At 52.5% G+C, this 21,157-nt stretch carries 14 protein-coding genes; 8 read left to right on the top strand and 6 right to left on the bottom strand.

Annotated elements, in window-relative coordinates:
• Window positions 1–69 precede the first annotated feature (69 nt).
• The 6 genes from baeR to VF709_RS03320 are packed head-to-tail and all read right to left on the bottom strand — an operon-like array spanning window position 70 to window position 11,007.
• Window positions 70–792, bottom strand: coding sequence for a two-component system response regulator BaeR (gene baeR / locus VF709_RS03345; RefSeq protein WP_149896215.1), 723 nt, complete (start codon window positions 790–792; stop codon window positions 70–72).
• Complete coding sequence (gene baeS / locus VF709_RS03340) at window positions 789–2,192, bottom strand: two-component system sensor histidine kinase BaeS (protein WP_020690175.1); 1,404 nt, start codon at window positions 2,190–2,192, stop codon at window positions 789–791. Before baeS ends, baeR begins: the two co-directional genes overlap by 4 nt.
• Window positions 2,189–3,604: an MFS transporter gene (locus tag VF709_RS03335; protein ID WP_038420156.1), complete on the bottom strand. Its 1,416-nt coding sequence runs from the start codon at window positions 3,602–3,604 to the stop codon at window positions 2,189–2,191. Before VF709_RS03335 ends, baeS begins: the two co-directional genes overlap by 4 nt.
• Window positions 3,605–6,682, bottom strand: coding sequence for a multidrug efflux RND transporter permease subunit MdtC (gene mdtC, locus VF709_RS03330; RefSeq protein WP_038420154.1), 3,078 nt, complete (start codon window positions 6,680–6,682; stop codon window positions 3,605–3,607).
• Entirely contained in the window at window positions 6,683–9,805 is a 3,123-nt protein-coding gene (locus tag VF709_RS03325; RefSeq protein WP_038420152.1) for an MdtB/MuxB family multidrug efflux RND transporter permease subunit, read from the bottom strand.
• Complete coding sequence (locus VF709_RS03320; protein WP_440230885.1) at window positions 9,805–11,007, bottom strand: MdtA/MuxA family multidrug efflux RND transporter periplasmic adaptor subunit; 1,203 nt, start codon at window positions 11,005–11,007, stop codon at window positions 9,805–9,807. Before VF709_RS03320 ends, VF709_RS03325 begins: the two co-directional genes overlap by 1 nt.
• Before the next feature lie 790 nt (window positions 11,008–11,797).
• On the opposite strand from VF709_RS03320, the gene ecpA reads away from it, so the two are divergent.
• The 8 genes from ecpA to VF709_RS03280 all read left to right on the top strand — a co-directional run bounded on the left by ecpA (window position 11,798) and on the right by VF709_RS03280 (window position 21,112).
• Window positions 11,798–12,382 carry a common pilus major fimbrillin subunit EcpA gene (ecpA, locus tag VF709_RS03315; protein ID WP_013097898.1) on the top strand — a complete coding sequence of 195 codons (585 nt, stop codon included), beginning with the start codon at window positions 11,798–11,800 and terminating at the stop codon, window positions 12,380–12,382.
• 52 nt (window positions 12,383–12,434) lie between these two features.
• The gene (locus tag VF709_RS03310) at window positions 12,435–13,109 is read left to right on the top strand and encodes a hypothetical protein (RefSeq protein ID WP_149896216.1); all 675 of its coding nucleotides are present in this window, start codon (window positions 12,435–12,437) and stop codon (window positions 13,107–13,109) included.
• Window positions 13,110–13,163: 54 nt separating this feature from the next.
• Window positions 13,164–15,656: a TcfC E-set like domain-containing protein gene (locus tag VF709_RS03305; protein ID WP_149896217.1), complete on the top strand. Its 2,493-nt coding sequence runs from the start codon at window positions 13,164–13,166 to the stop codon at window positions 15,654–15,656.
• A gap of 4 nt (window positions 15,657–15,660) precedes the next feature.
• On the top strand, window positions 15,661–17,277 hold the full coding sequence (locus tag VF709_RS03300) for a hypothetical protein (protein ID WP_023622609.1): 1,617 nt from the start codon (window positions 15,661–15,663) through the stop codon (window positions 17,275–17,277).
• Window positions 17,278–17,294: 17 nt separating this feature from the next.
• Window positions 17,295–17,969: a molecular chaperone gene (locus tag VF709_RS03295; RefSeq protein WP_114518901.1), complete on the top strand. Its 675-nt coding sequence runs from the start codon at window positions 17,295–17,297 to the stop codon at window positions 17,967–17,969.
• 99 nt (window positions 17,970–18,068) lie between these two features.
• The gene (locus tag VF709_RS03290; protein ID WP_149896218.1) at window positions 18,069–18,806 is read left to right on the top strand and encodes a winged helix-turn-helix domain-containing protein; all 738 of its coding nucleotides are present in this window, start codon (window positions 18,069–18,071) and stop codon (window positions 18,804–18,806) included.
• On the top strand, window positions 18,781–19,254 hold the full coding sequence (locus VF709_RS03285) for a hypothetical protein (RefSeq protein ID WP_149896219.1): 474 nt from the start codon (window positions 18,781–18,783) through the stop codon (window positions 19,252–19,254). The genes VF709_RS03290 and VF709_RS03285 overlap by 26 nt, the downstream gene beginning before the upstream one ends.
• Before the next feature lie 370 nt (window positions 19,255–19,624).
• Window positions 19,625–21,112, top strand: a complete 1,488-nt coding sequence (locus VF709_RS03280; protein WP_440230880.1) for an EAL domain-containing protein — start codon at window positions 19,625–19,627, stop codon at window positions 21,110–21,112.
• Window positions 21,113–21,157 lie beyond the last annotated feature (45 nt).

Raw genomic sequence — 21,157 nt, 5'->3', positions numbered from 1 at the left:
GCGGGGCAGGGAGGTAAAGCTTTGCCCCTCACCCCTTTGTGGAGAGGGTTAGGGTGAGGGGGCGTTTAGCTATGCAATCCTGCACGCATCCGCTTCCCAGCGGTATCCCACGCCATACACCGCGCGAATAAATGACTGTTCGGCGTCGAGCGCCTCCAGCTTACGGCGCAGGTTTTTGATGTGGCTGTCGATGGTGCGGTCTGTCACTACGCGGTAATCGTCATACAGGTGGTTGAGCAGCTGCTCGCGAGAGAACACTTTCCCCGGCTCGTGGGAAAGGGTTTTCAGCAGGCGGAACTCAGCAGGCGTGAGGTCGAGAAGCTTGCTGCGCCAGCTGGCCTGGAAGCGGCTCTCATCGACAATCAGCGGGCTTTCGGCGTCCAGCACCTGAAGCTCGCGCTGCGGTTTACAGCGGCGGAGAATGGTTTTCACGCGGGCGACCACTTCACGCGGGCTGTAGGGTTTGCAGATGTAATCGTCCGCGCCAATTTCGAGTCCCAGCAGGCGGTCGATCTCTTCGATTTTTGCCGTCACCATGACGATCGGCACGTCGGAGAAGCGACGAATTTCCCGGCACAGGGTAAGGCCATCGGTGCCGGGGAGCATCAGATCCAGCAGGATCAGATCCGGCGGCGTCTGGCGCACGTACGGTAACACCTCATCGCCATGGCTGATAAGCGACGGGGCGTAGCTGGCCGCACGTAAATAGTCGATCAGTAACTGCCCAAGCTTAGGCTCGTCTTCCACAATCAAAATGCGTGGCGTGTTTTCGTCAATCGGTAATTCGGTCATGCTTCTCTCGATAAATCCCGTTCCAGCGGTAACTCTACTGTAATGCTAACCCCGCCAAAAGGCGAATGGGCGGCACGCAGGGTGCCATTGTGCGCCTCGACGATATTAACGCAAATCGCCAGTCCCAGCCCGGAGCCGCCGCTGGCACGGTTGCGGGAGCCTTCGGTGCGATAAAAACGTTCAAACAGTTTTTCCAGCTGCGCATCCTGCACGCCGGGAGCGGAGTCGGCAAAGGTGAGGGCGAAGCGGCCGTTTTCCTGTCTGCCGGAGATGTGCAGTCCGCCACCGCTGTCGGTGTAGCGCAGGCTGTTTTCCAGCAGGTTGTTGAAGAGCTGCATCAGACGATCTTTATCGCCAAACACCACCGCGCTATCCGGCAGGGAGAGGTCAATGGTCAGGTTGCGGCTGGCAAAACGCTCGCGGAAAGCCCCGCTGATAACCTCCAGAATGTTGATCACATCCACCGGTGCTTTCTGGTAGGCCAGCGCCCCTTCGTCTGACATGGAGAGCTGGTGCAGATCGTCTACCAGTTTGGTCAGCGTACCCACTTCCGCCTGCAGCGAGGCCACGGATTCGGGCGTGAACTTGCGCACGCCGTCCTGAATGGCCTCCAGTTCGCCGCGCAGCACTGCCAGCGGGGTGCGCAGCTCGTGCGAAATATCGGCCATAAAATCGCGACGCATCTGCTGGTTTTTCTCCAGCGTACTGGCGAGCTGGTTAAAATCCTGCGCCAGCTTGCCCAGCTCATCCTGGCTGCGCGTGTCTACGCGGGTGGAGAAATCCCCGGCGGCCAGTTTATGCGTGCCTTCCACCAGCCTTTTCACCGGGGCGAGCAGGCCCCGCGCCAGCGGGAAGGTGGCAAGCGCGGCCAGCAGCGTGGAGAGGATGACGATCAGCCAACTGGCCCGGCGCTGCTGACGATCGAAGTTGATATCGGTGTTACGCGTCAGGCGCTCCACTGGCGAGGCGATAACCCACCCGACGGTGGCGTTATTCACTTTGATCGCCCGCCGGGTGCCGTCCGGGGGGATGGGCGCACGAGGGCCAACCAGCGTGCGCATATCCTGGTCGATCACCCAGAACTGGGTGCGCCAGCCGTGGGGCGGCATGCCCGGGCCGGGGCGGTCATCGCCGCTATCGTGCTCCAGCGAGCGCAGGATCTGGAAGATAAAACGGTCATTGTTGCGTAAAAAACGCCAGTTCCCGTGCTGGGCATACTGCTCACTCAGTGCATCGCTCAAACCCTGCAGGCGCTGCTCATTACCATGCTTAATGTAATCGATAAAACCGCGCTCAAAGCTGAGCCGTACGGCCCAGTGCATGGTGATCAGCAGGACAATACAGGTGGCAAAAATTGCCAGAAAGAGCTTACCGGTAATGCCCGGACGCCAGAATTTCATGATCCACTCCTTTTACTGCGCCGGATAACGACGTTCTTACGGGTATCATCCGGCACGCGGGCGAAGATGAAAGCGGGCAGGGCGATGATAACCGCCATGCTGAGATACGTGTATAAAAAGACCTGATGCGCCACCGGCGTGTCGACACTGAGATGGTGCTGACCGTACATGCCGAGCAGTAAACCGGCAATGGTGACCCCCACGCTCATGGAGAGCTGCATGATCATCGACAGCAAACTGTTGCCGCTGCTTGCCAGTTCGTCCGGCAGATCCTTCAGCGTCAGGGTGTTCATCGACGAGAAGCGCATGGAGTTAATAATGCCCTGGCAGAACAGCACCAGCGGCAGGGCGTAGTACCAGCCCATCAGCGCTACAGCCATAAACAGCAGGCTGACCAGTGCCAGCCCCAGCGTGGCGGTGACCAGCACGTGGCGATAGCCAAAGCGGTTAACCACCTGCACCACAATGCGCTTCATTCCCATGCTGCCCAGCACCATCGGGATCATCATCAGCCCCGCGTGAAACGGTGAAAAGCCCATACCGATTTGCAGGAACACGGGTGTCATAAACGGCAGCATGCCGCTGCCCACGCGCCCTGCAAAACTTCCGAACAGGCCAAGCCGGTAGGTAGGGTTTTTAAACAGCGTCAGGCTGAACAGCGCCCGGTCGTTTCCTCTGGCATGCCACAGATACCACAGAATGGCGCTCATCCCGATAACGATCAGAATGGCGAGCGTCAGGGAGGAGATTCCCAGCCCTTTTTGCCCGTCGAGAGCGAGGGTCAGCGTCGCCATACCGGTGGCGAGCAACAGAAAACCGACTACATCAAAGCGCCGCGTCTGCAGGGTGTAGTTGGGCATCAGCGCCAGGGTGGCGATAGCGCCAATAATGCCCACCGGCAGGTTGATGAGGAAAATCCAGTGCCAGGAGGCATATTCCACGAGTATCCCGCCCAGCGCCGGACCAAGCAGCGGACCCACCTGGCCTGGTAAGGTCACAAAAGTCATTGCCGCCATATACTGCTCGCGCGGGACGATCTTCATCACCGTCAGCCGCCCGACCGGCACCATCATGGCTCCGCCAACGCCCTGCAGAACGCGTGCCATTATCAGTTGATCCAGCGTATTCGCCATCGCGCAACACAGCGACCCCGCGGTAAACAGCACGATAGCGGTGAAGAAGATATTGCGCACCCCCACTTTGTCCGCCAGCCAGCCGCTGGCAGGGAGCATCACGGCAACGGTCAGCACGTAGGAGACAATCACCATATGCATGTGCAGCGGGCTCTCCCCCAGGCTTTTTGCCATTGAGGGGAGGGCGGTGTTGACGATGGTAGTATCCAGCGACTGCATAAAAAAGCCGAAGGCCACTATCCATAATTGCCAGCGAACGTTACTGGGAAGATCAGTCATTTACCCGGTCACCGTGGTTCTGTCTTTACGTGAAAAACGCAGCCGCAGGCGGTCAAAGAACAGATAGACCACCGGCGTGGTGTAGAGCGTCAGGAGCTGACTCATCACCAGCCCACCGACAATAGTGATCCCCAGCGGCTGGCGCAGCTCTGAACCATCGCCACCGGAGATCACCAGCGGCAGCGCGCCAAACAGCGCCGCCAGCGTGGTCATCATGATCGGACGAAAACGCAGCAGGCAGGCCTGGAAAATTGCCTCTTCTGGCGTCAGGTTGCCGTTACGCTGAGCCTCCAGCGCAAAGTCCACCATCATGATGGCGTTTTTCTTCACAATACCAATTAACAGCATGATCCCGATTAAGGCGATGAGGCTAAAGGGCGCGCCAAACAGCTCCAGCGCCAGCAACGCCCCCACGCCTGCCGACGGCAGCGTCGAGAGAATGGTCAGCGGATGAACATAGCTCTCATACAGCACGCCAAGCACGATATAGACCGTGGCAATGGCCGCCAGAATCAAAATCACCTGCGAATTCATCGTCTCCTGGAAGACCTGCGCGGTCCCGGCAAAACTGCCGCGCACGGTCGAGGGCACGCCGAGCTGGGTCATGGCACGGTCGATGGCCTCGCTGGCCTCGGAAAGCGACGAACCGGTGGGCAGGTTAAAGGAGATTGTGGACGCTGCCGACAGCCCCTGATGGTTCACAGAGAGCGGCGCGTTAGCAGGCCGCCAGCTGGCGAAGTAAGAGAGCGGGATCGCTTTACCGTCGTTGTTAATGACAAACATTTTATCCAGCGCGCTGATGTCCTGGGTATAGCGCGGGTCCACTTCCATCACCACCTTGTACTGGTTCATTGGCTGATAGATGGTGGAAATCTCGCGCTGGCCAAAGGCGTTATTCAGCAGGCTGTTGGCGGCTTCAACGTTAATGCCCAGCCGCGACATGGTTTCACGATCGTAGGTCAACGCCATCTCTGCCCCGTTGTCCTGCTGATCGGAGTTCACGTCCGCCAGCTGCGGCAGGGCGGCCAGCGCTTTACGGATTTTGGGCTCCCACTCGCGCAGCGCGGCCAGATCGTCAGAGAGCAGGGTGTACTGGTAGCTGGCGTTCGCCTGACGTCCGCCCACGCGGATATCCTGAACGGCCATCAAAAACAGGTTGGCGCCTGGCTCTTTGGCGAGCTTCATTCGCAGCCGGTCTATCACCTGCTGCGCCGTTTCATTGCGCTCGCCGCGCGGCTTAAGGGTGATAAACATCATCCCGCTGTTAACGCGTGACCCGCCGGTAAAGCCGGTAACGTTATCCACCGCCTTGTCTTCGCGAATGATCTTCATAAAATCCTGCAGCTTGCCGCGCATCGCCTGGAAGGAAATACTCTGGTCAGCCTGGATGCCGCCCATCAGCACGCCGGTGTCCTGCTCCGGGAAGAAGGTTTTCGGGATGGAGATATACAGCCAGACGTTGAGCGCGATGGTGCCGACAAGCACCAGACCAACCAGCCGCGTGTGGTTGAGCACCCACTTCAGTGATTTTCCGTACCCTTCCTGCATTGCCAACAGGAAACGGCCAAACCCTTTACGACGCGGCTGCGAGTGCGGTTTGCTGCGCTTAAGCATCCAGCCGCACATCATTGGCGTGAGCGTTAGCGAGATAATCAGCGAGATGCCGATAGCCACCGAAAGGGTGACGGCAAATTCGCGCAGCAGTCGCCCCGGCAGCCCGCCCATCAACAGCAGCGGCAGGAATACCGCCACCAGCGACAGGCTCATGGAGAGCACCGTAAAGCCCACTTCGCGCGTGCCCTGCAGGGCGGCCTGCAGCGGTTTTACCCCGGCTTCCAGATGGCGGGAAATATTCTCCAGCACCACGATGGCGTCATCCACCACAAAGCCGGTGGCGATGGTCAGCGCCATCAGCGACAGGTTGTTCAGGCTAAAGCCGCACAGGTACATGGCGGCGAAGGTACCAATCAGCGACACCGGTACCGCAACGGCGGGAATAAGCGTTGCGCGGCCCGAGCGCAGAAACAGGAACACCACCAGGATCACCAGCCCGACGGAGATCACCAGCGTCTGTTCCACCTCTTCAAGCGAGGCGCGAATGGTCGGCGAACGATCCTGGGCAATCTGCAGATCAATAGCGGCCGGAATGGTCTTCTGTAACTCCGGCAGACGCGCGCGAATGCTGTTTACCGTTTCAATAATATTGGCTTCCGGCAGCTTGCGGATCATCAGCAAGATGGCCGGTTTGGCGTTGGTCATCCCGGCGTTGCGCACGTCCTGCACCGAGTCGGTGACGCTGGCTACGTCGCTTAAACGTACCGCCGCGCCGTTATTGTAGTGGATGATGAGCGGCTGATATTCGGCGGCGGTTTTGAGCTCGTCGTTGGTCTGGATCTGCCAGCGGTGGCTGTTGCTCTCTATCGCCCCCTGCGGCCTGCGCACGTTGGCGCTGCTAATGGCGGAGCGCACGTCATCCAGCGACACGCCCTGGTTAAACAGCGCCTGCGGGTTCAGGCCGACGCGCACGGCGGGCAGGGAGCTACCGCCAACGCTCACGTCACCCACGCCGTTTATTTGTGAGATCGTCTGCGCCAGCTGGGTCGACGCAAAGTCGTAGAGCTGCCCCTGGGAATAGGTGTCCGAGGTCAGCGTCAGGATCATGATCGGCGCGTCGGACGGGTTGGCTTTACGGTAGGTCGGGCGGCTTGGCATTCCGCTCGGCAGCAGGCTTTGCGCGGCGTTGATCGCCGCCTGCACGTCGCGCGCCGCACCGTTAATATCCCGGTCGAAGCTGAACTCCAGAATGATGCGCGTGCTGCCGAGCGAGCTGCTGGAGGTCATCTCGTTGACCCCCGCAATTCGCCCGAGCGAGCGTTCCAGTGGCGTGGCAACCGACGAGGCCATGGTTTCTGGCGACGCGCCCGGCAGCGATGCGCTGACCATGATCACCGGAAAATCCACCTGCGGCAGGGGGGCTACCGGCAGCAGGCGGAAGCCCAGCACGCCGCACAGCGTAATGGCGAGCGAGATTAAAATCGTCGCCACCGGGCGGTAAATGAAGAGGGCGAAAAACTTCACTTACGCCTCCTCTTCACGTTTCGGGAAGCGGCTTTTGGTCCACAGGGCCAGTTGGTCAAACAGCAGGTAAATCACCGGCGTGGTAAACAGCGTCAGCACCTGGCTCACCAGCAGACCACCGACCATACCGATACCCAGCGGACGGCGCAGCTCTGCACCGACGCCGGTGCTGAGCATCAGCGGCAGCGCGCCCAGCAGGGCGGCGAGCGTGGTCATCAGGATCGGACGAAAACGCAACAGACAGGCCTGGAAGATGGCGTCTCGCGGCGACATGCCCTGCTCGCGCTCGGCGGCAAGGGCGAAGTCGATCATCATGATGGCGTTTTTCTTCACGATCCCGATAAGCAGAATGATGCCGATAATGGCGATGACGTCCAGTTCGCTGCCCGCCAGCATCAGGGCCAGTAGCGCACCCACCCCGGCAGTCGGCAGGGTAGAGAGGATGGTGATTGGGTGGATAAAGCTTTCGTACAGCACCCCAAGGACGATGTACATCGCCACCACGGCAGCCACGATCAGCCAGATAGTATTGCCCAGCGCAGCCTGGAACGCCAGGGTGCTGCCCTGGAACTGGGTCTGAATATCAGACGGGAAGTTGAGTTCTTTCTCCGCGCCCAGAATGGCCTCGACCGCTTCGCCCAGCGAATAGTTGTCCGGTACGTTGAACGAGATGGTGGTGGACGGGAACTGATCGAGATGGTTAATCGACAACGGCGTATAACGCTCCTCCACGCTGGCTATGGCGCTTAACGGCACAATACCACCGTCTTTGCTGGTCAGGCGCACCGAGTCCAGCGCGGCCAGGCCGGGCGTGTTATCGGTGTTGTGTTCCAGCACCACGCGATACTGATTCGCCTGGGTATAAATGGTGGAGATGAGGCGCTGACCAAAGGCGTTATAAAGCGCGTTGTCCACGTCGGACATGGTGATGCCCAGCCGGCTGGCAGTATCGCGATTGACGTTCACATATGCCGCCAGCCCTTTGTCCTGCCAGTCGCTGCTGACGTCAGAAAGCTGCGGCAGCGCCTTGAGTTTGTTTACCAGTTGCGGTACCCACGTGCTCAGCGCATCAAGGCTGGTGGCCTGAAGCGTGAACTGGTACTGCGTGCGGCTGACCTGGGTATCGATGGTCAAATCCTGAATTGGCTGCAGGTAAAGTTCAATCCCCGGCACGCGCGCCACGGCAGTTTGCAGCCGCTCAATAACGGCGTTGACCCGATCGTCGCGGTCATCCAGCGGCTTGAGGTTGATTTGCAGACGCGCACTGTTCAGCGACGGGTTGGTGCCATCGACGCCCACATACGCGGTCAGGCTTTCCACCGCCGGATCTTTCATGATGATGTCAGAGACCTGCTGCTGACGCTGCGCCATACTGGCGAAGGAGACCGACTGGGGCGCCTGAAGCGTGCCCTGAATAATGCCGTTGTCCTGAATCGGGAAGAAGCCTTTAGGGATAACGATCCACAGCATGACGCTGAGCGCCAGCGTGCCGAGCGCCACGCCGAGCGTCGCCCACGGGTGGTTAAGCACTTTTGCCAGCACCCGGCCGTAAGCGGCAATGATCCGTTCGAACATCCGCTCAGAGGCACGAGAGAAGCGGTTTTGCTTGCGCAGGGATTCATGGCTCAGCATGCGGGCGCACATCATTGGCGTCAGGGTCAGCGACACCACGGCAGAGATCAGAATGGCGACCGCCAGCGTGACGGCAAACTCGCGGAACAGTCGCCCGACGATATCGCCCATAAACAGCAGCGGGATCAGCACCGCAATCAGCGAGAAGGTCAGCGAGATAATGGTAAATCCGATCTCGCCCGCACCTTTCAGCGCAGCGGCCAGCGGTTTTTCGCCTTTCTCGATATAGCGCGAGATGTTTTCGATCACAACGATAGCATCATCCACCACGAAGCCGGTGGCGATGGTGAGCGCCATCAGCGTCAGGTTGTTGATCGAAAAATCGAGGAACACCATCACGGCAAATGTTCCCACCAGCGAGAGCGGCACGGCAACGGCGGGAATGATGGTTGCAGGTACGTTGCGCAGGAACAGATAGATGATCATCACCACCAGCGCAATCGCCAGCATTAGCTCAAACTGGGTATCGGTAACCGACGCGCGAATGTTGGTGGTGCGGTCGGAAAGCACCTTCACAGTGATCGATTTGGGCAGGCTTTCAATAAGCTGCGGGAGCATGGTGCGAATGCTGTCGGCGGTTTCAATGATGTTAGCGCCCGGCTGGCGCTGCACGTTCATCACAATCGCCTGCTGTTTGTTGGCCCACGCACCCAGCCAGCTGTTTTCCGCGCCTTGTTCAACGGTGGCGACGTCACCCAGACGTACCGGCGCACCGTTCTGGTAGGCAATAATCAGCTGACGGTACTCATCGGCAGACTGCATCTGATCGTTGGCCGAGAGCGTCACGGCGCGGGTGGGGCCGTCCAGCGAGCCTTTCGCCGAGTTGACGTTGGCGTTGCTGATGGCGGTGCGGATGGTTTCGCTGGTCAGCCCCAGCGCAGCGATGGCCTGCGCATTAAGCTTCACGCGCACCGCCGGGCGTTGTCCGCCCGCCAGCGTTACCAGCCCGACGCCGGAGACCTGGGAAATTTTCTGCGCCACGCGGGTTTCGACCATGTCTTCCACCTGGGTCATTGGCATGGCGGAAGAGGTGACAGCAAGGGTCATGATCGGCGGATCCGCCGGGTTTACTTTGCTGTAGACCGGCGGGTTAGGCAGGTCTGACGGCAGCAGGTTGGTGGCGGCGTTGATCGCAGCCTGCACCTCCTGCTCGGCCACGTCCAGCGACAGCGAGAGCTGGAACTGCAGCGTTACCACCGACGCCCCACCGGAGCTTTGCGATGACATCTGTTTCAGGCCCGACATCTGACCAAACTGGCGTTCCAGCGGAGCGGTAATGGCGGAGGTCACCACATCCGGGCTGGCGCCAGGATAGAGGGTAACGACCTGAATGGTGGGGTAATCCACTTCCGGCAGCGCCGAGACGGGCAGGAAGCGATAGCCAATAATCCCGGCGAGCAGGATCGCCACCATCAGCAGCGTGGTGGCAACAGGGCGCAGAATAAACAGGCGTGATGGCCCACCTGTTGCGCCTGGTGGCATGACCTGCATCAGGAGTTCGCTCCCTGTTTCGCGGGTTCAACCACTTCGACTTTGGCGCCTTCGGTCAGACGATCGATACCGTCCGTCACCACGCGGTCGCCCGCAGAGAGTCCGGCGCTGATCACAACCGTCTGGCTGTCCTGAATCCCGGTTTTCACCAGGTGCTTGCTGACTTTATTGTCGCTGTTCAGCACCCAGACGAAGTTACCTTCGTTGCCCATCTGCAGCGCGGCGGTGGGGATCACCACCGCGTTTTCTTCCGTCGCCACCAGCATGCGTGCATTTACAAACTGATTCGGGAAGAGGGCGTCGTCCTGGTTGTTAAAGCGCGCTTTCAGCTTGATGGTGCCGGTGGGGGTGTCGATCTGGTTATCCAGACTAAGCAAAGAACCTTCGCTCAATTTCTGCTTGTTGGTACGGTCCCAGGCTTCCACCACCAGCCCCTTTCCGGCTTTCTGCGCCTGCACCACCGTCGCAATTTCGCTTTCCGGCAGGGTGAAGACTAAATCAATCGGGTGGGTCTGGGTTATGACCACGATGCCCGTGGTATCACCGCTTGAGATCTGGTTGCCGATATCGACCTGCTTGAGGCCAACGCGTCCGTCAATTGGCGCGGTGATGCGGCTCCAGTCAAGCTGCAGCTGTGCGCTGGCCACCGCGGCTTCGTCAGCTTTGATGGTGCCCTGCGTTTCGCTGACCAGCGATTGCTGCGTGTCCAGCTCCTGACGAGAGACCAGATTGGTTTTCACCAGCTGCTGATAGCGCGCCAGATCGCGCCGGGCGTTAGCGAGCGTGGCTTTGTCTTTGGCAAGCTGCCCCTGAGCCTGGGCAAGGGCGACTTTGAACTGGCTTGGGTCGATCTCGGCCAGTAAATCGCCAGCTTTCACCTGCTGACCTTCCTGGAAGTGGATCGCCATGAGCTGACCGTCGACGCGGCTGCGTACCGTAACGGTGTTGGCGGCGGTAATGGTCCCGAGGCCTGTGAGATAGCGAGGCACGGCTTTATTCACCGCGGTGGCCGCCTGAACCGGTGCCAGCGCGCCGCCGCGCATACCGTGACGACCCCCGCCCGCAGGGCGTTTTGACTGACTGCTGGCGCCTGCCGGAGTAGAAGGCTCGGCGGATTGAGTGTGCCAGTACCAGGCGGCGGCAAGGACCACCACAATGATGCCAGCGGCGATTGCCCAGCGGGATTTATGACTGCCTTTCATCGTTATACGTTCTCATCCTGAAACACTTCGGGGAATGATACTAGTTTAGTCAGGTCAGTCGGCAGAAAAATGGAGGAAATATGGAAGACTGTCGGGAATTGTCTGAATGGCGGAGAGGGCAATGTGACACCGTGTGCACGGGCATAAGATGCTATCTCATCGCTTTGAGTGAAAGCGGCGAAGAACAGCAACACGTTGTGATAAATGCGCGAAATAAACCGTATCATTCGAATACCAGGATTTTTATATTATTCGCGGAATATTCTTATTTTTATAAATAACCACGAAAATAATGAATTTCTCGTGCGTTATTACTTTTAGGTTGCGTATAAGAATTTTCCTTGATTTATTTATTTGCGTTAGGAATATTTCATTTTTTACTAAAATGGGTTGTTTTTGTAGCATTTTTTTAACAAGTTTTTTCTTTTCTTAGGGTTTTCATAGTTTATTGATTTGAAATGTTTTTTAATCCTTTGAATCTTTTTTTAATTTTGATTTGCATCAAAAAGCAAGAATGGATGCAAATTCTTTAATTTTATTATTTTTTAGATTTAAAAACTTAATTGTGAATTTTTATGGTTTTAAATTCCAATCTGTAGGCATTTACTTATCTTCCAGACAAGAAAATTCCTAATGATGTTGAGGATTTGATAATTTCATGCTGTTGCTGTTAACAATATCTCGGAACATAATTTTTCGGCGCGGCAATTCTCGCTCGCAATTAAATGGAGCTTCCCGGTTACTTATTATGAAAAGTGCCAGGTTGCGCGTTTGTTCTTAGGAGAAGAAAATGAAAAAATTATTACTGGTGGCCTCTCTGGTTTCTGTTTTCGCAGCAGCAAATGCAATGGCTGATGTTACTGCATCTGCCACTGCGTCATGGGATGCTACAGCAACAAAAGATACAACTAGCATGCTGGTTGTTACTCCGCTGAACTCCCTGACATTCCAGTATGCGGAAGGTCTGAATGCTTTTAATACTCAGGATGGTGCTTTTGACATTACGATCCAGGGACAGGAAAGTGCAACCGACTTTGAACTGACTGCACAGGTCATTAGCAATACCCTAACCAATGCAAGCGGCGATGCATCTACTCTGGATGTCGGTGTTGCCTGGAACGGTAATGCACTTTCCAGTTCCGCTGAAACCGTTCTGGTTAATGCCTCATCAACTTCTGGTCTGGAAAGTCTGATGGCTGACGGTGCTTATAACGGTGCTGAACGCGTGAGCGATCAGTCCAGCTTTAAGTTCTCTATCGCCTCTGCGACGTCTGATGGTTCAACAGCTGTCACTGACTATTCTGCTTTGCCTGATGGCTACTGGACAGGCGATGTGAAAGTACAGTTCAACGCGACCTGGACCACGCCTGCGTAATGAATGAAAAAATTCGGGAGATTTTTCTCCCGAATTTCTTAGGAATGTACTGATGAATAAATATTTACCCTTTGCCATATTGGCGGGGATCGCTACGTCTTTTTCCAGTTGGGCAATTAATGTGGGTGATATCACGTCGATAATGACTTCCGAGCAGAGTTCATTATCGAAAGAAATTATCAACACGACGAATTCCGCACGCTATGTCAGCGTTACGGTGAAACGACTCTCATCACCGTTGCCTGATGGCACCGAAATAAGCATTAATCCAGGCGAATTACTGTCTACACCCGCCAGCCTTATTCTTCCAGGCGACGCGAAAGAGGTTTTCCGCTTTTTCTATAAAGGGCCAGAGGATGATAAAGAACGCTATTATCGCCTGCAATGGATTGATGAACCTGTGAGCGAAAGCGCAGCAACGAAAGCGGGCAAAGCCGCGACGGCAACGGCTTCAGCGGAAATTGGGACTATTTTAGTTGTAGCTCCGCGTAATGAGCGCTTCAACTACAGTCGTCAGGACGATTTAATCATCAACACAGGCAATGTCTCTTTCCGCGTGATTGCCTATGGCGTGTGTAAGGATCCCGCTCAGGACCAGGGGCGGGGATGCCGGGAACGCTATTACGTTATGCCTGGAACCAAAATAAGGCTTCAAAAAAGCGATGTATCAAATAGCCGCACTCGTATTGGCATTTGGCATGGCAAGCAATTTATTACAGTGAAGTAATGCACGACGCCATTACCGGTGCCAATAATAAAATGCTGAAGTGTAAGGATGCATATGTCATTTAAATATTTTATTGGAGGGAGTGTATTTCTCTCTTTAGCGTTAACACCAGGGGCCGTTCATTCCGCCCCCGTTAAAATTGGTCATTATGTCATTCCTGGTACTTTTGCGCGCTCTCTGGAGCAAGGGATGACAGTTCCGGTGTTTATTCGGTATCAAGAGACGGACGAAAAAAGCCAGCAAAAAATTGCTGATGCGGTGATCTCATTGGTTGACGGGAATATTACAGTCAAATCGATAATGGTTTCTGACTTGCCAAACAATGCTGTGCTGGCGGATAAAACGCGCGAGATGGTAGAAAAAATAGGCAATGTGAAATTTAAGGACAACACCGCTATTGCCCTTACGCCTGAAGCACGTCTTCAACTGAACATTTCATCGTTCCACCTGGAGATGATCGTCAGCAGGGACGCGTTGACCGAGGCTGTTGTGGCGCGCAGCTCCTTGTTAGGTCCGTCAAGCGTTGACCGGTTAACTAACGTGCTCAATTACAGTTTTGGTACCTATTACAATGATTATCAAAACGGCAACAGTTCCCGCAGCTATTTAACGCTGGATAATACAACGTCACTTCGTGAGCACCATTTTAATATTAATGGTTCGGTATATGGTATTGGTGAAAGTAATGGTTCCAGCAACGTTTATCGGGCGATGTACGAGCGCGATTACGAAGGTTATCGCCTGGCATTAGGAATGCTTGATACCTGGAATGTCCAGTCTATTGCCAGTCTTAACGCCTTAAACGGCGGAAAAATCTACGGTGCAAGCTACGGAAATAAAGGCAGCACCGTTGTCGAAAATACCTCCCTTTCGCTGACCCCGATTACGGTCTTTTTACCGGCAGCAGGGGAGGTGCATGTATTTCGTGACGGACGCCTGCTGAGCGTTCAGAACTTTAACATGGGCAGCTACGAAATTGACACCAGCCGTTTCCCTTACGGGGTGTACGACGTTACGGTGGATATTGTCGTCAATGGGCGCACGGTCAATACCCGCATGAGTCGCGTAAATAAAATCTTCTCACGCCAGCAGGCGGCGGGGCTGCATGAGATCTCATGGCAGGTCTTTGGCGGTTCGCTTGATTACGATCGCGTCAGTTATAAGCGCAATCATTACCGTGACTTAGGCAGTGAACAGAGCTGGATTGGAGGGGGCGCGGCTTCTCTGACGCTGGCGGTGCTTTCCGGCCTGAATATGAAGTCAACGCTTTACGGTTTTGATTCCAATGCGGTTAACGAAACTGATATCACGTTAAATGTGAACGAATACGTGAGTGTGGGTGCGCAAACGATGCTGGCAAATGATGGAACCTGGCGAAATGTCAGCAATGTGAATGTCAGCGCACCCGGTGGATTTGGCTCAGTGTGGGCCTCTCGGGAAGACAGCAAAATTGGTGACCGTTTGCCGGTGCAAGAACGTGATAACTACTCCATTGGCGGCACGATCAACCTGGGAAGCGTTATTCCACACGGAGGATCGCTAACGCTAAGCCAGACGGAAAACCGCTATTCAGGCAATAAGTATCGCAATATAGATTACAGCACAACACTTTATGCCGGACGGTATGCCACTGTCGGTCTGCGGGCGGGTGTACAGCGCTACTTCTATAACAACACGAATGATGACGGTCGTCAGGAGCGTTATGTCAGCCTGGACTTCTCGTTACCACTGGCCTCCTGGTTAAGTGTGGGCGCATCGCGCGATCGTTACGGTGCGACGCAGGGCAATATCAGCGCTCGTAAACAGTTTAAAGATGGCCCAATCACCTCAGCAGGCGTTTCTGCCTCGACGCGCCTGAGCGGAGAGCAGAATTACGGCAACGATTATTCCGTCAATGGCAATGTCAGTTACAGCACCCAATATAACGCCGGGACGGTCTCTATCACTCGTTCAGCAGATAACTCGACTAACATGAACTTCTCTTCTCTCGGGGCAATAGCCTGGGCTGGCGGTGATGTTGGTCTGAGTAATGAGCGACAACGCTCGGGGATCATTGTTAAAACGGGTCTGGCAGGCGATGGAAAACTGGCAGCAAAAGTCAATAACCGCAATTACCTGTTGAGCGGTAAATCGACCTTTATTGCGCTCCCACCGTATGCGCAATACAAACTGGAAATTATGAACGACCGGAACTCCGAAGACAGCTTCGATATTGTTTCCGGACGCAAACACGCGATGAACTTGTATCCAGGGAATGTGAGCGTTGTTGCACCGGAAGTGAAAAGTATGGTGACCGTATTTGGTCGCGTCCGCTATCCCGATGGGCAACTGGCGGCGAACACAGATATCCATAATCACATAGGCAAAACTCGGACTGACGGGAAAGGTGAGTTTGCGATCGATATCGATAAAAAGTATCCCATCATTACCCTGGTATCAGCTAATGGAAGTATCTGTGAAGCCGATTTGGATCTGGATAAAGCCAGGGGGGCCGCGTGGGTGGGTGATGTTAAATGTGCACTGCAATCGACAATGGCGCAGAGGTAATTCTATGAAAAAAAGTGCAAATATTATTATTCCTTTACTCATTGTCGGTGCCTTAACACCCTTTACAGCGAAAGCGTTGACGGCGACATCCTCCGGATCTGTCAGTAATAATTTTATGTTTATCGAAAATGCCATTGATGGTGAGTACTTTATTACTCCTTCCTCGCTTGATCCACGTTTCAGCGGGTCGAATACCTGGGTGAAATATGGAACTTCCCAGGTAAGTCTAGGCTATTTAGGCTACGTAGGTTGGCTGGCACCGGCGAATAACTATCAGGATATGTGGATTGATAATTCCCCAATCGATGGACCGTTTAGCGGTATTCGTTGCTACAGTGGAACGCAGTGCCCAACGACAGGGTATATTACGGGTCAGGGAACGGACAGCAACGGTTTCTACCATGCTCAGGTCGGGTCTGTCGCCGGTGTGGTCGGCGGGGCATATGGGTTTGCCTCCCTGAGTGACTCTGCCTACGAATATTTCCGCAATATGGCCACCGGAAGTAGCGAAACATATGTTTTCAATCGCTGTTATACCTCGGTCAATTATGATTACGCGGCAGGCGAGCGCTGCAAAGATCAGTCCTCAGGACGCTGGAACTACGTAAACTACACGTTAACCAAACGCGGCCATCTGGCACTGGAATCGACCAGCGCCTTCCAGGAACTGTGGATCGCCAGCGACGGCACGCCGAGTATTACCAATGATTCAGGTGCCTGTGAGTTGGGCGTCGTCAGTAACGTGAGCGGTGTTATCTGCAAAATGGTCAGCTATAATCTTCAGCAGACAGCTAACCTGACGGCATCATTGACGTTCAGGGCGTATGTGGATTCAACAGCGCTTGGATTTACCCCTGCAGCGGCCACCGTGCGGTATTCCGGTAATGGCTCCACATGGTATAACTTCAGTGCATCGACGGCGTATTACAACGTGTTCACCACCAGCGGTGAATATGTGTACCTCTTTTTGTCGCAGACATTTCTCAAAAATCTGGTCAATGCGGGCGTCAGTATTACGAATAGCCAGCCGTTTACCTTTGCGTTTACTAATGCTCTAACACCTGAGTCAGGTTATTACCAGTTCACGCCTTCGTTACAGCTTAATATCGTACCTAAGGAGTATGGGATAAGTATTATTTCATCTAATAATACAACGTCTGCTAGCGGTAGCGGCACTATTGGCGAGGATACGCCAATAAGAATGGATTATACCGTTACTGTTTCAGGCCCTCGCCAGGCTGACAGCATTACCGCGCAAGTTATTGGCGATAGCACAACGTTAAATGACACGCCGTACTGCCTGTTTACGTCCGCACAAGGTGGAGTAAGTGTACCGATACCGGCCTATCTTGAGTATAACAACCAGTCAGGTAGTGTGACTCAGGCAAGAAATAGCTGTGGTGAAGCGGCCATAAGCCTGAATGATGCTCTGTGGCAACAAACGCCCTGGGACGCCAACAACACTGATGACGGGAGTTACTTCAATACCCGTTTATCACTGCTCTTTCCGATGGACGATTCTCGCTCTGCTTTAACGGTATCAGGTTCTGACTGGGAAGGCGTGGTCAGCGCCAGTGGGGAGATAAAAGTCATGGCGAACTGGGTAGGGGTGACAAAATGACCGGATGGCGTGTGGCTATGATCGTTACTGGTTTGGCTCTCCTGGCGTTATTTAGCCTGCCCGCACGCGCCTTGTATCTTGATTCAACCATTTTTGACATGGCGGCGGATAAATCCTTTATCAGCAAACGTGTTTTTAATGACAGCCACAAGCAGAATATTTACAGCATTTCGGCGGTGAAAATTGATAAGCCCGGGTCTGGCGGGGAGCGTCGCCAGGCTATCGAAGAGGGCGAATTACTGTTTGCACCGCTTAATTTCTCTCTGGCACCGGATGCAGGAGAGTTTTTCAAGATTTTCTATCGTGGTCCGCAGGATGACAAGGAGCGCTACTACCGTGTGCAGTTTACTGAAATGCCCATCACCCTTTTCCCGGAGCGCAACAGGGGTAAAAAGAGCGAAGCGATACCAGCTATCGCACTGGAAACCATTCTGGTTGTTCGGCCACGAAAAATGAATTTGCATTATATGCTGGATGAGCAGAAAGGGGTTCTTGAAAATACAGGAAATACCTTTTTTAAAATCATTGTTCAAAAGGGGTGCAATTCGACCGATGATGAAGCGACCATTCGCTATATTCTACCGGGAGAAACGTACCGAAGCCCCGAACTGAAAGCACAAAATAAAAAATTTATAGTGGCTTTGCAAAAGTATATCCCTGTTGGTAGTGGATGTTTTACACATGCCTCATAAAATTGGAACAAACTATTCTTGTATTGCTAACTATCTGGTGTGAATATATTCTGTATCGTATGTGAATCTCGTCAAAGATAAAAATAAGAGTTTATCTGGATGAAAAAAATAATTAACGGTCAGGTTTTATACGATTCAGAGCAGAGGGTATTAAGTGTGCAAGGTGAAAGGATTATCCTCTCAGCACCAACCTCAAGGTTACTGGAACTTTTTATTGATAATAACTATAAGCAAGTAAACCGGGAACTGATCATCGAAGAGGTCTGGGGAAAACATGGAATGATACCCTCAGGGCATAGCCTTAATAAAAGCGTGAGCATATTGCGCAAAGCTTTTTCATCGTTAGGCTTGAACAATATAATCGTCACGATCCCGCGCGAAGGGTTCCTTTTTCAGGCCCGGGTCAGCAGCGTGAATGATGATATCAAGAGTAAAAGAATAACGACCACCCAGTTAGATATTGTTGATAAGGCTTTTCAGTATAGACGGTGGCCGCAGCTTATCCTATGGTGTGTTTTCACTTTTATTGTCTGTGCAGTTATGGTTTTTTTTCTCATATTAATGTTTCGCAATAACGATGGGGTTGTACATATATTGAAATCCGGCTCGTGTGATTTTTACACCACAGATGATAATTCATCAGTGAAGTTATCCCGATTTTTGAATTCACCAAATTGGCAAAAACACAGTTCCATTTGTGAAGGAAGAGATAAAGTCATCATATTTTATGATGACAATAACTTATCGGCAGGTAATAAACTGAAAGAGTATTTCTATAGCGTGTGTAAAATGGAGCAAAAAGGAACGGTGCATGAATGCGAAAATTATCTTTATTAGTATGTTCGCTGCGGTCATGGTGATATTTATTTTTTTGCTTAATTGCCCTCGTATTCCATCGGCTTTTGTGTGTACGGCTAAAAGCCATGTTTTTCTCCATACTCAAAAAGAGGGGGTGAGCATTGAAGGTGAGGTTTTGTTAGTTTTGAGGATTTCGTCTGCAGAGGAAGGTGCTTTCTCACAAGTTGGGGTGCTGGATGTTAACGGCAAACATTATGCTATTAATCGCTCCACTACGTTAAGCTTCCTTAGAGAAGACAGTGATGGTTATTTGCGTACGCAACGCATTGCGGTGGTAAAAAATGATAACGATGACTTGCCTGATGAAATAACCAACCTGCTCATGTCTAAGCAACAACTCTTTTATTACAAGATCATACATATCACCGATAACGTTTATGGGGTCAGGGATCTACGGCGCACGCTGATGGTCTGTCGAGCAAAGTAACGTGACAATGAGGACTTCTCTTTGGCGTGATTATCTTCATCTTGTGAGTTTCACAGACATTAATTCTGTAATTTTTCTTTTTGTTCTTATTTTATTTTGTCTGGTTCTGAATGTAAGTGCATTAATTTGTACTGTATTAGGATAAGGAAAATTTCTGTATCTGCTGCGGAAATATTCTTATCATTGTGGAAAAAATATGATCTTGACGGAGGGAGGGACCATTAAGATTAACCATTTCTTGTTCTTGTTTTATTAAGGCGGATATTGTCTACCGGGCATTGGATGTTTTGCGAAAACCAAAGCAAATATAATCTTTCTCTCTGTACGATAGAAGGAAGCGATTTTCAATTAAACTTTTACGGTGATAATTATGAACACGAAAAAGGTCTTTCTGCTCAGTTACGACATTTATCTTTTCTCAGGAATAAGGTCATTTCTGCCTAATCTGGTACTCGTTGATTCTGGAACGTTTGTTTCTGATTCAGACATTTTAATGCCACAGTACAACAGCTGTTTGTTAATCATTGATAACAGAGTGCCATTTTGTATAATACAAAAATGGCTGCAAAGAAATAGCAGCCAGTTTATCTATGTTAACAGTATTGTTCTCACGATGAGTGACAGTAAATGTATCAATCGAGGCTGTGAAAATAGTGAGTCTGTTAACGCTAAAGTAAGCTGCAATAGCCTTATTTCTGTTCTAAAAACTAAATTGATGTCAAATGTGCAGGGGGGCGCTCCGTCAACATTGGGCTACGTTGATAGATTTCATTTAAGTGATTTTGAACAAGAGATGATTTACGCCTCTTTCACTAAAATGGGGCTTGAAGAATTTTGCAAGGCAAATTCTTTAACGCCAAAATCGCTCTATCGTTATCGAGATAAAATAACTCATCGCCTGAGTTTTGATAACTTTAATGAGACGATAATTTATCTTTCCAGAAATGGATTTTTGGCAGAACGATGGGGTGCACATGACAACAAGAAAAGCCAAACAATGACAGAGGGTATATTTGATAGCAACGAAGCTAATAGATTAACTCTGGCTTTGAAAAATGATGAGATTGTGCCTTATTTTCAACCCATCGTCGGAAGTAAAGGAGAGCTGTGTGGCGTTGAGGTGCTGGCGCGGTGGCCTTCAGGCCACAACTATGCCATTTCTCAACGTGAGTTCATCCCGCTGGCGGAAATTAGTGGTCAAATAAACGATCTGACAAGTTATCTGATGAATAAGGTCGCGAGTCATTTAAATCACGATATTACCTGGCAGGGACAGTCTTTTTTTGTGGCGTTTAACGTGAGCCCCTCAAATTTGAGTAACCCTGTTTTCTATTGGGAATGTCTCAATTTTTTGGAATTAACGGAATCACTGCCAATAAAATTGATGATTGAGATTACTGAAAACCAGACACTGGTAGTCACGCCTGCAATAAAAGAGTTAATCCGTTCGTTACGTAACCGGGGTGTCCTCTTTGCTCTGGATGATTTTGGAACGGGATACGCGAATCTGTGTTGTCTGAATGAACTCGAGCTGGACGTGATTAAGATTGATAAGATCTTTATCAAAGGGATCCATGCAGAAGATCAGACGCTGCCGATGCTGGAATCGATCATTAATCTGGCTGGCATTCTGGGGTTACGTACTGTTGCAGAGGGCGTGGAGTATGCCTGTCAACGCGAATGGCTTATCGCCCATAAGGTTGATTTCCTGCAGGGGTATTATTTCATGCCACCTATGGCACTGGCTGAATTTCATCGCTATATGCAGCAGTATGGCTCCGCAGCAATAGGGTCTGCATGGAGGAGAAAAAGACTAAATTCAGACCCAATGCAAGTGGAGCGTTGTCGCTCACTATAGATACCGATACTGAGGCCCCACGAGATGATCGAGGGGCCTCAGTTT

Origin of the sequence: Enterobacter sp. Lyrl_3 (genome assembly GCF_051948675.1) — a bacterium.
Classification (GTDB): domain Bacteria; phylum Pseudomonadota; class Gammaproteobacteria; order Enterobacterales; family Enterobacteriaceae; genus Enterobacter; species Enterobacter cloacae.
Note: the sequence above shows the minus strand (reverse complement) of the source record. Positions and strands in the feature narration are given on the sequence as shown.